Source organism: Micromonospora sp. NPDC005305, from assembly GCF_040607315.1.
Classification (GTDB): Bacteria; Actinomycetota; Actinomycetes; order Mycobacteriales; family Micromonosporaceae; genus Micromonospora.
In genome coordinates this window covers 17754-31779 of record NZ_JBEXGL010000009.1, presented here as the reverse complement: position 1 = coordinate 31779, position 14026 = coordinate 17754, and the positions used below count along the sequence as shown (strand labels likewise).

At 72.2% G+C, this 14026-nt stretch carries 14 protein-coding genes; 11 read left to right on the top strand and 3 right to left on the bottom strand.

The genetic code is table 11. The features are described 5' to 3' along the window. Positions 1 to 20 precede the first annotated feature (20 nt). From ABZS80_RS17020 to ABZS80_RS16990, 7 genes are read left to right on the top strand one after another with little or no spacing between them, the layout of a single operon-like run. Positions 21 to 1394, top strand: a complete 1374-nt coding sequence (locus tag ABZS80_RS17020) for an aldehyde dehydrogenase family protein (protein ID WP_355056777.1) — start codon at positions 21 to 23, stop codon at positions 1392 to 1394. After that, positions 1394 to 2680: an aconitase X catalytic domain-containing protein gene (locus tag ABZS80_RS17015; RefSeq protein WP_355056775.1), complete on the top strand. Its 1287-nt coding sequence runs from the start codon at positions 1394 to 1396 to the stop codon at positions 2678 to 2680. The genes ABZS80_RS17020 and ABZS80_RS17015 overlap by 1 nt, the downstream gene beginning before the upstream one ends. A 4-nt stretch (positions 2681 to 2684) precedes the next feature. Next, the gene (locus tag ABZS80_RS17010) at positions 2685 to 3113 is read left to right on the top strand and encodes a DUF126 domain-containing protein (protein ID WP_355056773.1); all 429 of its coding nucleotides are present in this window, start codon (positions 2685 to 2687) and stop codon (positions 3111 to 3113) included. Then, on the top strand, positions 3110 to 4045 hold the full coding sequence (locus tag ABZS80_RS17005) for an ornithine cyclodeaminase family protein (RefSeq protein ID WP_355056771.1): 936 nt from the start codon (positions 3110 to 3112) through the stop codon (positions 4043 to 4045). Before ABZS80_RS17010 ends, ABZS80_RS17005 begins: the two co-directional genes overlap by 4 nt. Further along, positions 4038 to 5189, top strand: a complete 1152-nt coding sequence (locus ABZS80_RS17000; protein WP_355056769.1) for an FAD-dependent oxidoreductase — start codon at positions 4038 to 4040, stop codon at positions 5187 to 5189. Before ABZS80_RS17005 ends, ABZS80_RS17000 begins: the two co-directional genes overlap by 8 nt. Beyond that, the gene (locus tag ABZS80_RS16995) at positions 5186 to 5461 is read left to right on the top strand and encodes a (2Fe-2S)-binding protein (RefSeq protein WP_355056768.1); all 276 of its coding nucleotides are present in this window, start codon (positions 5186 to 5188) and stop codon (positions 5459 to 5461) included. The genes ABZS80_RS17000 and ABZS80_RS16995 overlap by 4 nt, the downstream gene beginning before the upstream one ends. Next, positions 5445 to 6869, top strand: a complete 1425-nt coding sequence (locus tag ABZS80_RS16990; RefSeq protein WP_355056766.1) for an FAD-dependent oxidoreductase — start codon at positions 5445 to 5447, stop codon at positions 6867 to 6869. Before ABZS80_RS16995 ends, ABZS80_RS16990 begins: the two co-directional genes overlap by 17 nt. Positions 6870 to 7026: 157 nt before the next feature. Here ABZS80_RS16990 and ABZS80_RS16985 read toward each other — a convergent pair whose 3' ends face one another. Next, positions 7027 to 8232, bottom strand: a complete 1206-nt coding sequence (locus ABZS80_RS16985) for a lectin (protein WP_355056764.1) — start codon at positions 8230 to 8232, stop codon at positions 7027 to 7029. A 453-nt stretch (positions 8233 to 8685) separates the two neighbouring features. Between ABZS80_RS16985 and ABZS80_RS16980 the strand changes: the two genes are divergently transcribed. The 3 genes from ABZS80_RS16980 to ABZS80_RS16970 all read left to right on the top strand — a co-directional run bounded on the left by ABZS80_RS16980 (position 8686) and on the right by ABZS80_RS16970 (position 11319). Then, positions 8686 to 9579 carry an EamA family transporter gene (locus tag ABZS80_RS16980; protein ID WP_355056762.1) on the top strand — a complete coding sequence of 298 codons (894 nt, stop codon included), beginning with the start codon at positions 8686 to 8688 and terminating at the stop codon, positions 9577 to 9579. A gap of 181 nt (positions 9580 to 9760) precedes the next feature. Next, the gene (locus ABZS80_RS16975; RefSeq protein WP_355056761.1) at positions 9761 to 10630 is read left to right on the top strand and encodes a DUF6745 domain-containing protein; all 870 of its coding nucleotides are present in this window, start codon (positions 9761 to 9763) and stop codon (positions 10628 to 10630) included. A gap of 194 nt (positions 10631 to 10824) precedes the next feature. After that, the gene (locus tag ABZS80_RS16970) at positions 10825 to 11319 is read left to right on the top strand and encodes a YfbM family protein (RefSeq protein ID WP_355056759.1); all 495 of its coding nucleotides are present in this window, start codon (positions 10825 to 10827) and stop codon (positions 11317 to 11319) included. Between the two features lie 88 nt (positions 11320 to 11407). On the opposite strand, the gene ABZS80_RS16965 is transcribed toward ABZS80_RS16970, so the two are convergent. Then, positions 11408 to 12328, bottom strand: coding sequence for an alpha/beta hydrolase (locus ABZS80_RS16965; protein WP_355056757.1), 921 nt, complete (start codon positions 12326 to 12328; stop codon positions 11408 to 11410). 85 nt (positions 12329 to 12413) lie between these two features. Here ABZS80_RS16965 and ABZS80_RS16960 point away from each other — a divergent pair, with 85 nt between their 5' ends. Beyond that, complete coding sequence (locus tag ABZS80_RS16960) at positions 12414 to 13169, top strand: PIG-L deacetylase family protein (RefSeq protein WP_355056755.1); 756 nt, start codon at positions 12414 to 12416, stop codon at positions 13167 to 13169. A gap of 201 nt (positions 13170 to 13370) precedes the next feature. Here the strand turns inward: ABZS80_RS16960 and ABZS80_RS16955 are convergent, their stop codons facing one another. After that, positions 13371 to 13757, bottom strand: coding sequence for a hypothetical protein (locus tag ABZS80_RS16955; RefSeq protein WP_355056753.1), 387 nt, complete (start codon positions 13755 to 13757; stop codon positions 13371 to 13373). Between the last annotated feature and the right edge of the window lie 269 nt (positions 13758 to 14026).

Here is a 14026-nt window from a genome sequence, read left to right as displayed (position 1 = left end):
CCGACGCTGAGGGAGCCTTCGTGATCAAGAGCTACTCACCGCACGCACCCGAGGACCTCGTTGCCGAGGCGCCCGTGACCACCGCCGACGAGGTGGCGAAGGCGTTCGCCCGCGCTCGCACGGCCCAGGCCCAGTGGGGGCGCGGCCCCGCGGCCGCCCGGGCGCAGGCCCTGTCCGACGCTGCCGACGCGGTGGCGGCAGCATCCGACGAACTGACCCGACTGGCGGTTCGCGAGGTCGGCAAGCCCCTCGGCGAAGCGCGCGGTGAGGTGGCTCGGGCGGTGGCCATCCTTCGCTACTACGCCCAGCAGGTGTACGACCCGGTGGGCGCGATGCACGAGCCGTCGGCCCTCGGCCTGCTCTTCACCCGGCGCCGACCGCTCGGCGTCGCCGGGCTCGTCACCCCGTGGAACTTCCCCATCGCCATCCCGCTGTGGAAGGCCGCACCGGCACTGGCGTTCGGCAACGCCGTGGCGCTCAAGCCGTCGCCGGACGCCACGGCGACAGCGCTGCGGCTGGCCGCCCTGCTCGACGAGGTGCTGCCCGAGGGACTGTTCACGGTCCTTCCCGGTGACGGCGACACCGGCCGGGCGATCGTGGCCGAGGCCGACGTGGTGTCGTTCACCGGATCCACGGCGGTCGGTGGCGACGTGGTGCGCTCGGCTGCGGCCCGCGGGGTGCGGGTACAGGCGGAAATGGGCGGCCAGAACCCGGCGATCGTCCTGCCCGACGCCGACGTGGAGTCCACCGCCAGGCAGCTCGCCGCGGCCGCGATGGGGTTCGCGGGCCAGAAGTGCACGGCGACCAAGCGGGTGATCGTCGTCGGGGACGTCGCGCCGATGCGTGACGCCCTCGTCGCGGCGATCGAGGCGCTGGGGTTCGGCGACCCGGCGCAGGCGACGACCGCGGTGGGGCCGGTCATCAACGAAGCCGCCCGGGACAGGGTGCTGGCCGCCGCCGGCAGCGCGACCGCGGCCGGGGCCCGTCTCCTGACCGGCGGCGTGGCGACCGACGACCCCGGCTGGTACGTCCGTCCGGCCCTGCTCGAGGACGTCCCCGCCGACCACCCGCTTTCCTGCGACGAGGTGTTCGGGCCGATCGCCACGCTGCACGCGGTGCCTACGCTCCAGGAGGCGGTGGCGGTGGCCAACAACGTTCCGCACGGACTGGCCGCCGGCGTGTACACGCGCGACCTCACCGCCGCGCTCGCGACGGCGGACGCGTTGGCAGCCGGCCTGGTGAAGGTCAACGCACCGACCACCGGGGTCGACTTCTACCTGCCCTTCGGCGGCGAGAAGGCATCCAGTGTCGGCGGCCGCGAGCAGGGCAAGGCCGCGCAGGACTTCTTCACCTCGCTCCACACCGTGACGCTGGCCCCGGGCGAAGGAGCCTGATGCCCGGCGACGACGGCCTGGTCCTCACGGCCGAAGAACAGTCGATGCTGGCCGGCGAGCAGGGCCCGGCCACCGCGATGTGCATGCGTCTGATCGTCGGGGTCGCGCGCGCGAACGGGGCCGAACGACTGGTGCCGATCGAGTCGGCGCACGCCGATGGCTGCCTCTACCACGGCGTGGCGGGGCTGGAATTCACCGAGCGGCTGGTCTCCCTCGGCGCCCGGGTGCGGGTGCGCACGACGCTCAACGTCGGCTCGCTCGACCTGCTGCATCCCGGACTGGTACGCGCCGACCCGGAGGTGGCCGAGAACGGCCGGCGCCTCATGGACGCGCACGTGGCGCTCGGCTGCGAGCCGATCTGGTCGTGCGCGCCGTACCAGTCCGGCCACCGCCCGACAGCGGGCAGCCACGTGGCGTGGGCGGAGTCGAACGCCATCGCCTTCGTCAACTCGGTGCTCGGGGCGCGCACGGACCGGTACGGCGACTTCATCGACATCGCCGCCGGCGTTGCCGGCCGGGTCCCCTACTCCGGCCTGCACCTGACGCGAAACCGCGCCGCCGCGCTGGTGCTCGACTTCTCAGCGGTCCCCGCCGCGCTGCTCGACGACGACGTCGCCTGGCCCGCGATCGGGGCGCTGCTCGGCGAACTCGCCGAAACCCGGGTCGCGGCGCTCACCGGCCTGCCGGGCGACCTGAACGACGGCGGGGTCACCGAGGACCGGGTCAAGGCACTCGGCGCGACGGCCGCGTCCGCCGGCGGCGTCGCGCTGTTCCACGTCGTGGGAATGACCCCGGAGGCACCGACGCTGGACGCGGTGCTCCGGCCCGGGGCCACCACCGTGCCGGTGACGGCAGACGACCTCAGGCGAGCGCGCGAGCGGCTGAGCACGGCCGCCACGACGTCACTCGACGCCGTCAGCCTCGGCACCCCGCACTTCTCGCTGTCCGAGTTCGCGGCGCTGGCGCGCGAGTTGCGGGCCGGCCCGTCGTTCAGCGCGTCGGTGGACGTGTTCGTGTCGACCAGCCGGGCCGTGCTGGCCCAGGCGGAGGCACGCGGGTACGCCGACACCGTGCGCGACGCGGGAGGCCGCATTCTCACCGACACGTGCACGTACGTCACGCCTGTGCTGAACGACGGGATCCGCACCGTGATGACGAACTCGGGCAAGTGGGCCTGGTACGCGCCGGCGAACCTCGGAATCGACACCGTATTGGGAAGCCTGGCCGAGTGTGTCGCCTCGGCGAGAGCCGGGACGGTGGTGCGCGATGAGCGGCTGTGGGGATGACGCGGTGACGCTGTCCGGCCGCTCCCTCCACCCGGGACAGGCGAACGGCGTCGTACTCGCGCTCGACGAACCGCTCTCGTTCTGGGGCGGGGTCGACCCGCGCGGAGTGATCGTCGACGCCCACCATCCGCAACGCGGCTCCACGGTCGCCGGGCAGGTCCTCGCGATGCGGGCCGGGCGCGGCTCCAGTTCCTCGACGGCCGTGCTCGCGGAGCTGATCCGGTCGGGGCATGCGCCGGCGGCCCTTCTCCTGGCCGAGTGCGACGCGATCCTGGTGATCGGGGCTCTCGTCGCCGCCGAGATCTACGGCACCACGCTGCCCGTCGTGCAGCTCGCCCACGACGATCTGGCACGACTGCACACCGGCACCCGAGCCGCCGTCCTTGCCCACACCGCACCCCTCGCGGCGAGCGTGATTGCGGAAAGCCGATGACCGCGGCACTGCCGTACCTCGACGAGGCTGACATCTTCGGCCTGGTGCCGTTCGCCGATGCCGTCGCCGCACTGGCGAAGGCCCTGTCCGGCGGGCTCGACCCGCAGGCGTCCCTGCAGCGCTCCATCCACGACGTGGAGCACGGACAGCTGCTCCTGATGCCCGCCGAGACCGCGGCCGTCGTGGGAGTGAAGCTGAGCACGGTGGCTCCGGGCAACGCTGCCCGTGGGCTCCCACGCGTCCAGGCGCTGTACGTGCTCTACGACCGGGTCACGCTGACGCCGGTGGCGCTGCTGGACGGCACCGCCCTGACAACGTTGCGAACCCCCGCCGTCTCCGCGGTCGCGATGGACCACCTCGCCGCGCGCGAGGCGCGACACCTGGTCGTGTTCGGCTCCGGCCCACAGGCGTGGGGGCATGTGGAGGCGCTGCGAGCCATTCGCCCCCTCGACAGGGTCACCGTGGTCGGCCGGGACCCGGACCGCGCGGCGGCCCTGGTGGCCAGGGTCCGGGACAGCGGTCTGGACACGCGCGTGGGCAGCCACGACGACGTCGCGGACGCGGACGTGGTGGTGTGCGCCACCACAGCCCGCCAGCCGCTCTTCGACGGCCGCCGGTTGCGCCCGGGGACGTGTGTGGTCGCGGTGGGCTCCCACGAGCCGGACGCCCGTGAACTCGACGACGCGACGATCAGCTCTGCCGAACGGGTGGTGGTCGAGTCCCAGGGCGTCGCCCTGCGCGAAGCTGGTGACATCATCCAGGCCGTACGCGCCGACGTCGTCCGCGAGGACAGCCTCATCGAGCTTCGCGACGCGGTACACCTGACACCCACCACCGGTTCGTCGGTCTTCAAGAGCGTCGGCATGGGCTGGCAGGACCTCGTGGTGGCCGATCTGGCCTACCAGCGCTGGACGGAGAGACGGCATGCCTGACGTGGTCATCGTCGGCGCGGGCATCGTGGGGGCCGCCTGCGCCTACTACGCCGCGCGCGAGGGGCTGTCGGTGACCGTCCTCGAACGGGGAAACCTGGCCGGCGGCACCACCAGCCGCGGTGAGGGCAACATCCTCGTCTCGGACAAGGAGCCCGGCCCCGAACTGAACCTGGCTCTGGCATCCCGTACGCGCTGGCGGGAACTGGCCGCCGAGTTCGGCCCCGACCCGTTCGAACTCGAAGAGAAGGGTGGCCTGGTCGTGGCCACCTCGGATCCGGGTGCCGCAGCACTGACCCGGTTCGCCGAGGGGCAACGGGCCACCGGCGTGGAGACGGTCGCGGTGAGCGCGGACCAGCTCCACGACCACGAGCCGAACCTCGCCCCGGACCTGCCCGCAGGAGTCCTCTACCCCCAGGACATGCAGGTACAGCCGGTACGTGCGGCGGTGTCACTCCTCGCGGCGGCCCGGTCCCTCGGCGCCACGGTGGCCTGCGGCGAGGAGGTCGTGGCGGCCGAACGGGCTCCGGACGGGCGCGTCACGGCGGTCCGGACGCGCACCGGCAGCTATCCCACCGACGCGGTCGTCAACGCCGCCGGAACCTGGGGTGGTCAGGTCGGCGAGCGGCTCGGCGCGCCGATCCCGATCCTCCCCCGCCGCGGGTTCATCCTGGTGACCGAGCCGCTGCCCCGGGTGGTCCGGCACAAGGTGTACTCCGCCGACTACGTCGAGAACGTCGCGTCCGACGTCGCCGGACTGGAGACGTCCACCGTCGTCGAAGGCACCCAGGGCGGGACGGTGCTCATCGGCGCGAGCCGGGAGCGGGTGGGGTTCGACGACACCATGTCCGTGGAGGCGCTGCGGCGGCTGGCCGCGCTGGCGGTACGCCTCTTCCCCTTCCTCGCCGACGTGAGGCTGATGCGCACCTACCACGGGTTCCGCCCGTACTGCCCGGACCACCTGCCGGTCATCGGTGCGGACCCCCGGGTCCGCGGGGTGTTCCACGCCTGCGGGCACGAGGGCGCCGGCATCGGTCTCGCCCCGGCGACCGGCAGGCTGATCAGCCAGATGCTGACCGACGGTCAGCCGGACATCGACCCCTCGGCGTTCGCGCCATCAAGGTTCGCGCAGGTGACCACAGGATGAGCCAGCCACACTTCTCCTTCGACGGCAGCCAGCTCCCCTTCCGGCCCGGGCAGAGCGTGGGCGCCGCGTTGACCGCGGCCGGGGTGCGGTCGTGGCGCAGCACCCGAGGCGCCGGCCGGCCCAGGGGGCTGTTCTGCGGTATCGGCGTGTGCTTCGACTGCCTCATCGTCGTCGACGGGCGCCCGAACGAACGCGCCTGCCTCCGGCTCGCCGAGCCGGGCATGGAGGTCAGCACGCAGGAAGGAACCGGTCACGGTGACCTCGAAGTCTGAGCGGAGCTTCGACGTGCTCGTGGTCGGCGCCGGGCCGGCCGGGCTGGCCGCCGCGACCAGCGCCACCCGCGCCGGGGCGCGCACGGCCATCGTGGACGCCGGTGTGGCGCCCGGTGGCCAGTACTGGCGCCACCCGGCACCCCGCGAGCACGGGGTTCCCGCCGCCGAGGTGGCCCACCTACATCACGACCTGGCGACCTACCACCGTCTCGTGGCCGGACTCCCGGCCATTGCCCAGTTCTTCCAGCACCACGTGTGGACCGTCACCCGCGACCGGCGCGGCTTCGTCGTGCACGTGATCGACCGGACCGGTGGCGGCGAACAGGCCGTCGAGCTGCACAGCCGACGGCTCATCCTGGCCCCGGGGGCGTACGACCGTCAGATCCCGTTCCCCGGTTGGGATCTTCCGGGCGTGATGACGGCGGGGGGTGTGCAGGCTCTGCTCAAGGGTCACGGCGTCGTTGCCGGACAGCGGGTGCTGGTGGCCGGAACCGGCCCCTTCCTGCTTCCGGTCGCGGCCGGCCTGGCCGAGTCGGGTGCGCGCGTCGTGGGCGTTCACGAGGCCGCCTCCCCGTCGGCGTGGCTGCGCGAGCTCGGCGCCGTGATCCGTAACGTGGGCAAGCTCGGTGAGGGCGCCGGCTACGCCCGGGTGCTGGCGCGGCACCGCATTCCGGTCCGCACCCGGTCCGTCGTGGTCTCCGCCCAGGGCACGGACGCCGTGGAACGGATCACCACCATGCGGTTGGACCACCAGGGACGGGTGGTACCCGGAACTGAGCGCACCGTCGCCGTCGACGTGCTGGCCGTGGGGTGGGGTTTCACCCCCCAACTGGAGCTGCCACTGGCGCTCGGCTGCGCGACGCGCGTGGATGTCGACGGGTCGCTGGTGTGCGAGGTCGACGACGAGCAGCGCTCATCGGTCGAGGGCGTCTTCGTCGCCGGCGAAGCCTGCGGCGTGGGCGGTGCCGCGCTGGCGACGGTGGAAGGCCAGATCGCCGGTACCGTCGCGGCGGGCGCCTCGTCGGTCGCACCACGGCTGCGCCGCTCGCGGGCGGCGCTCCGCCGCTTCGCGCAGGCGATGCACCGGTCCCACCCGGTGCCCCCTGGCTGGGTGGACCGGTTGTCCGACGACACGACCGTCTGCCGCTGCGAGGAGGTTCCGTTCGGGGCACTGCGGTCCATGCAGCAGGACCTCGTCGGGCACGACGGCCGGTCGGCGAAGATGCTCACCCGGGCCGGCATGGGTTACTGCCAGGCACGCACCTGCGGCTACGCCGTCAGTTGCATCCTCGGTCAAGAGCCCTCCGGCACCTCCGGCTTCGCCGAACGCCCCGTCTCTTCTCCCCTCACCCTCGGCGCGCTGGCGACGTCCTTCCCGACGGAGAGCGATCCACCGCCGGCTGAGTGAGGAGGATGGGAGGCACCACACCGATGGCCTGCCGAAAGTGACGACGGCAGGTGTGCTCCCGGCTGGTGTCGGAGCGGCGCCGGCCTGGGCGCACCTCGGCATCAACGGTGCCTGCCGCGCTTGTCCGGCGCATGGCAGCGGATCGGGAGGCGGAGCTTCAGCCGATGCGGTACTGGTCGCCGTAGACGGCGAAGGCCAGCGGCGTTTTCAGGTCGAAGTTGCCGTTGTTGAGGAAGACCCGCTGGGCGGTGTCGACGCGGGAGGTGTCCGAGTGGGCCTCCTCCTTCCTCATCTCGACGACGCGCTCGTCGAGGAAGGCGTGCAGCCAGGTCCGCTCGTCGCCGCCCTGCGCCGGCGGCTTCGCCCGGGTGAGGGCGCGGCTGCGGATCGCCCGCATGCCTTCGTAGCCGTGCATCACGGCCGCGTCGTAGTAGGCGAACTGGCCGAGCGCCCGTACGCCGTCGGTCTTGCCGTCCCGCACCGAGGGGTTGAAGTAGACGCGGTCCCGCTCGGCTTCCTGCGCGGCCCGGAACACCGGGTCGGCGGCGGCGGTCCGCCAGTCGCGGGGGAAGTTCGGGTCGAGGCCGGCGTGGGAGTCACTGCCGTTGACGGCTCGCAGGGCCGGCAGGTACCCGGCCAGCACGTTGCCCGGCTTGGTTCTGGTGTAGGCCTGCACCAGTTCCAGCATGTCGCCGGTGCCGGAGCAGAAGCCGATGATGCCGGCGGTGTAGCCCCGCCCGTCGCCGATGTCCTCGATGTAGGAGAACTGCGCGCGCCAGTCGAGCGAGGAGTTCTCCGCCGCCGAGACGATCTGCATGGCGACGTCCTTCTTCGCCGGGTCGTCCAGCGAGGCGCCGGCCGGAACGGACGGGCTCGGCGTGGTGCCGCCGCCGGGCAGGACCCAGCGCTGGTTGGCGTTGCCGACGCAGCCCCAGATCTGCAGGCGGGTGCCGTTGGCGGTGCTCCCGCCCGTGACGTCGAGGCACTTGCCGGAGCCGGTGTTGACCAGCGCGCCGTTGCTGGCGGCCCACTTCTGCGCGCCGGTGCCGTTGCAGTCGTAGAGCTGCACCCTCGCGCCGTCGGCGGTCGACGCGGCCGTGACGTCCAGGCACTTGCCGAGGGCGCGGATGGAGCCGTCGGCGTTGCCGACCGTCCAGGCCTGGGCCGGCGTGCCGTTGCAGTCCCAGAGCTGGACCGGCGTGCCGTTGGCCGGGGCGGCGCCGGCCACGTCGACGCACTTCCCGCCCAGGCCGGTGATCGGCCCGGCCGTCGCGGCGCTGGCGGACGACAGCCCGTAGCCCAGCGCCGCGGCGGACATCAGCAGAGCCGCCGAGAGGTGGGCGACTGTCCGCTTGGGAAGCATCGGCTCTCCTGGGATTGCGAGGGGCAGGGGAACGTCCCCGGTCGGTGGCCGGCGCATCGGACCGCCTCCGGCTACCGCCACGGACATCAGAAAACCTTATTAACAAATAACAGTACGTCTATGTGCTGTCAAACCCACCGGCTCGGTCCACTGTGCCAGCCGAGCCCGCACACGCTGCGCCGGCGGCAGCCCGCGCGAACCGCGAGTTCGGCTCGGCGGTCACGACAATAGGTTCGTGTCGTCCACCCGCGGCAACTAGGATCGGGCCATGGGTCGGACCTTCGGCATCATCGCCCCGCCGCGCTCCTGAGCGGGGCGACTGTGCTCATCGCGCCCAGCCTGTGTCGGCTGGGCGCGCGGTCCATGCAGCGCTGAGTCCGATACGCCCCGCTTCCGCGACCCCGATTCCTCTCGTCGCAGGAGCGTTTCTTCATGCTTGTCTCCGAACACCCGGTGGCCGCCGCCCGGCGCCCCGCCACCGGCCTGTGGTCACTTGTCCTCGCAGGCGTGTTGTGGGGCACCGGTGGCCCCACCGGCAGCCTCCTCGCCCACGAAACGGGGCTGTCACCCCTGGCGGTGGCCGCCTACCGGCTCGCCGCCGGCGGCGCGCTCGTCATGGCCTCGCTCTGTCTGACCCGGCAGCCGCTGCCACGCGGCCGCCACGCCTGGGCCCGGATGGTCGTCAACGGGCTGCTCGCCGCTGTTTTCCAGGCCTGCTTCTTCGCCGCGGTGTCACGTACCACCGTCAGCCTCGCCACCCTCCTCACGATCGGCGCCTCACCTGCCTTGGTCCTGTCCGCCGAATGGATCACCGGACGGCGGCGGGTCAGCGCGGGGATACTCGCCACGGTGGCGCTGGCGGTCAGCGGTCTCGCCCTGCTGGTCGGCACGCCGTCCGGGGGCCTTGCCGCCACGAGCCTGCTCGCCGGAGCCGGATTCGCGCTGCTGTCGGCAGCCGGCTTCGCCACGATGACCTTCATAGGAACCCGGCCCGTCGCCGGTCTCCACGACCTCACCGGCACCGGCGTGAGCTTCGCGATCGGTGCGGTCGTGCTCGCCCCGGCGGCCACGGTGACATCCGGTGTGGATTTCGTCCCGACCCGGGCATCCGTGGGTTTGCTGCTCCTGCTGGGCACCGCACCCACCGCGGTGGCGTACGCCCTGTATTTCCGGGGCCTGCGCACCACCCCGGCCAGTACGGCAGCGCTGATCGCACTACTGGAACCGCTCGTCGCCACGCTCCTGGCAACGCTGTTCCTCGGCGATCACCTCGGCCCGACCGGGCTCATCGGTGCCGCGCTGATCACCACCGCCATCGTGCTGAACACCCGCAGAACGCACCACTGACGACCGGGGCCCGGCCAGGAGCGACAGACCTGGCCGGGCCCCGGTCTCGCGACGTCGGCGTCTGGTCAGGGAAGGTGGCACGCCGGCGCTGCAGGTGAGGAACCGCCTTGCGGCGGTGCCGCGTCGTGGGCCATAGTCGTTCCATGATCTCGTACCGGAAGGGCGGCGACGCCCTGGCGCGGTGAGCGCCCCCGCGCGGCGCAACGACGCCGCGAAACCTCCACAGGCCGTTCGCAGCGGCCACCCTCACGACCTGTGGCAGCAGGCCATCCGGATCCGCCGGGAATGGCTCGACCATGCCCTGTCCACACAGCCGGCTGACAAGTCGACCGCCGAGCGCTGCCTGACCGCCATCTACGCCAGGGCAGCACGGCCGCGACCCCGGTTCGAATGGGTCGACTCGCCGGACAAGGCGCGCCCCCTGATCACCGGCTGGCCTACCCTCGATCAGCTCTACGAGCGCATCCGGGACCCTCGGCCGCGCGGGACACCACCGCTGGCAAGCGATCTCGCCATGATCACCTCCCAGCTACGCGGGGCGCTGAGCGCGGGCGTGACGCACACCGATCCCGAGCTGTCACCCGTGCGTACGAGCAAGACCAAGGAACCATGGCCCGAACTGGCGCCGCTGCAGGCGCTCGACAGCGGCGTTCCGCTCGCTGTCGTGCTGCACCAAGGCGTACGCACGGCACTGCACCGGAGCCTCGCGCACGGGTGCTACCTACCCGTGCGTGCGGCGCTCGCGGGCGACGGCCCGGTACCCGTGTGCTGGTACGGGCAGCAGGACGCGTCATGGATCGCCTACTACGACGTGCTGCATCGACTCGGCCTTGCCCGGTACGGGCCGGACGAGGCCGAAAACCTCAACGCCTGGGCCGGCCTGGCCCGCTCCTGCGGCTGGTGGTGGCCAGGCGAGGACGTCTGCGTCGTGGTGGACCGGCCCCAGACGATACGAACCGAGCCGGTCTCCGGAACAGTGCACGACCAGATCCGACTGCAACCTCGCGGCCTGCGCTACCGCGACGGCTGGCAACCACTCCTGAGCAGGTGAGCTGAGTCGATTGCCGGCCGGGACGGGCACCCGCCAGTCCCGGCCGGCCCGCTCCCCATCCTGCAAACCTCAGAACGACGTTCAACAGGACGGCCGAACCCCGGCAGAGAGCCGGTTGCGGTACGGTCCGCGTCACGAAAGCTGAGGAGCGCGGGACAGACACCGCCGATGGGAAGAGGACCGCTGCGTTGGGCATGGTGTTGATCGGACGCCGGTTGTCGGCCGAGGAACTGGCGATGGTGCGCGCCGACCCGACAGCGGTCGACGCGCTGCTCTACGGCGACCTCGACGACGACGAGGCCGAGATGCCCGAGCCAGAGCTGGACCTGGACAAGTCATGGCACGGCATCCACTACCTCCTCACCGGCACTGACTGGACGATCGGTGAGGGCGCCGGCGCAGCGATCCTCGGCGGCGCCGAGATCGGCCAGGATGGCGGATACGGTCCCCCTCGGCTGCTCACCCAGGACACGGTCCGCGCTGTGGCGACCGCGCTCGACGCACTGGACGTGGAGGTGCTGCGCGCCCGCTTCGACCCAGAGGCCATGACCGCGGCCGAGATCTACCCGGACATCTGGACCAACAGCACCGACGAGCTCGACTACCTCATGTCGCACTACACCGAGCTGCGCCGCTTCTACCACGCCGCAGCCGCGAACGGCCAAGCCGTCCTGCTGGCCATCACCTGACGTCGTACGCCGTCGACCAACGCGACGGCCTCCGCCTGCGACATCGAGCCCCAGTGGACCGGCCGGCGGTGCTGTGACCCATCGCTGATCACCCGGTCGGCGCCGCCTCTGACCAACCGTGCAGCACAGCGGACAGCTGGGCCAGGACGACGTGGGCGGCGTCGAACAGGGCCAGCTTCCGAGGGAAGTTGTGGATGAGGCCCTGGTACCGGGCCGCGGTGACGGGAACGCCCGCCGCCAGCAGCGCGGCGGCGTACCGTTCCCCCTCGGCAGACAACAGGTCGAGCTCGGCGGTGACGACCACGGCGGGCGGCAGGCCGCCGAGGTCGGCCCGCAGCAGGTCCAGATCCGGCTGCGTACGGTCCACGCCGGGTGGGGCGAACGCGTCCCAGAAGAACCGCATCTCCTCCCGGTCCAGGCCGTACTCGTCCAGCGCCGGATAGTCGGCAGCGGGTTCGATGACCGGGCAGACGAGGATCTGTCCCGCAAGCCGGATCCCGGCGTCCCGGGCACGCCGGGCGGTCACCGCCGCCAGGTGCCCTCCCGAGGAGTCCCCGGCCACCGCTGTCCGGTGCGAATCGAGGCCGTGCCGAGGCGCCTCGGGCCCGCGCAGCCAGGCGAGCGCGCGCACCATGTCGTCCACTGGAGCCGGGTACGGATGCTCGGGGGCGAGCCGGTAGTCCACGGAGAGAACGGCCCAGCCGGACGTGGCCGCCAGGTGCCGGCACAGCCCGTCGTGGGTGTCCACGCTGCCCATCACCCAGCCTCCGCCGTGCGCGTAGAGGACCACCGGCTTCGCGTCGCCATCTCCGTCGCGGTAGAGGCGGGCGGGCACGCCGCCGGCGTCGACGGTCACCACGGACCGGATCGGCGGGCCGCTGCCCACCTCGACGGGAGTCGCCTGGACCATGCTGAGCCGTGCCGCCGGCAGGTTGGCCCGGGTGAGCGGGACACGCTGCTGGACTCGCATCGCCGCCCGCGCCTGCGGGTGGAGCCGACTGGGGTCCACGCGGTCAGTATCGCCGGCCCGGCGGATGTCAGTGTTGCCGACACGGCGGTGCCGGACGGACGACGAGGCGGCTACGGTCTGGAGCGTGGACGAGCTTCTGCCGGCACTGCCGGAGGACTGGGACCGCTGTCTCGCGGTGGCCGCACACCCCGACGACCTCGAGTACGGTGCGGCGTCGGCGATCGCCCGCTGGACCGCTCAGGGCAAGCAGGTCACCTACCTGTTGGCCACCCGGGGCGAGGCGGGGATCGACGCGATACACCCGGCCCAGGCCGGGCCGTTGCGCGAGGAGGAGGAGCGCGCCGGGGCCCGCGAGGTCGGCGTACACGTCGTGGAGTTCCTAGACCACCGCGACGGTGTCGTCGAGTACGGTCCGGACCTGCGCCGTGACATCGTGCGGGCGATCCGCCGCCACCGGCCGGACGTGATCGTCTCGGGCGCATTCACCGTACGCATGGTGGGCGGAATGACCAACCAGGCCGACCACCGGGCAGTGGGACTGGCGACGCTGGACGCGGCCCGCGACGCGGGCAACCGGTGGATCTTCCCGGAACTGGTGGACGAGGGGCTGCCGCCCTGGGGCGGTGTGCGCTACGTCTGCTTCGGCGGCGCCGAACGCCCCACACACGGCGTGGATGTCACCGGTGAACCGTTGCGGCGCGGCATCGCCTCGCTGGCCGCGCACGCGAAATACACCCAGGGCCTGGGTGTGGCCGGACCTGAACCCGGGCCGTTCCTGACCTGGGCGGCCCGTCAGGGCGGGCCGGCGCTGGGCGTGGAGGCGGCGGTCCTGTTCGACGTTCACACCCTCACCTTCGAGGGCCCACCACCCTGGCTCTGAGCCCTGCCGGATCCCCGGCGAGCGTGTCGCGCGCTCGTGAGCACATCCAGTTCGGTCTCGCACGGCTGGCACCCGGGTGCACGGTCCGCGGGCCGCCACGTCTCTGACGTCGCCGGTTCCCACTGAGCCGGCGGGGCCCGCGACCTGGTCAGCAGGCGATGCGGCAGCGCGGTGCCGGGCCCAACGCGGCCCGACCGGCGCTCAAGGTGACGGATCACCACCGCCGTCATCGAGGTCACCGACGAGCGAGTCTGGGGCACGCATGCGCCACGCGTCGATGACGAGCTCCTTCAGCCGATCGACGCTCACCTGCGTCAGGCGCAGCATGACCAGGGGCAGGCCGTCATACGCTGGCGTGGTGAAGAAGACCTTGGGCTCGCCGAGGAGTAACGCCTGCTTCTCCGCTTCGTCGCCCACGTACAGCACCGCGATATCGGTCCGGATGCGGCGTGCCGTACCGGGTCTGCGCTCCGGGTAGGACCAGACGAACCCTTTGTCGGCGACCCGGAAGTCGAAGCCGTCACTGTCGATCTCGACCACGTGAGGCAGCGCCAGCGCGAGGTGACGGACATCGTCCGCGTCAGCCATCGAGGTCGCTCCAGGACACCGCCTCCTGCATCCGCACAGCCTATCCGCCGCGCTGCCGTCGGCCCCAGAGGACTTTGACAGCGAGGCGAGCCGCCGAGATCGACAGCGCCACCTGCGGACGAGGCAGGATCAAGAGTTTCCTGCCGCTGATCGCGCGGCTCGACGCCGGTTCGGCACGGCGGATCCCGACCCTGCCGTTCTGGCTGGTCGGGGGCCTTCTCCTGCTCTGCGCGCCGAAGGGACTCGGAGCCCTTAACCTTCTGATCCTC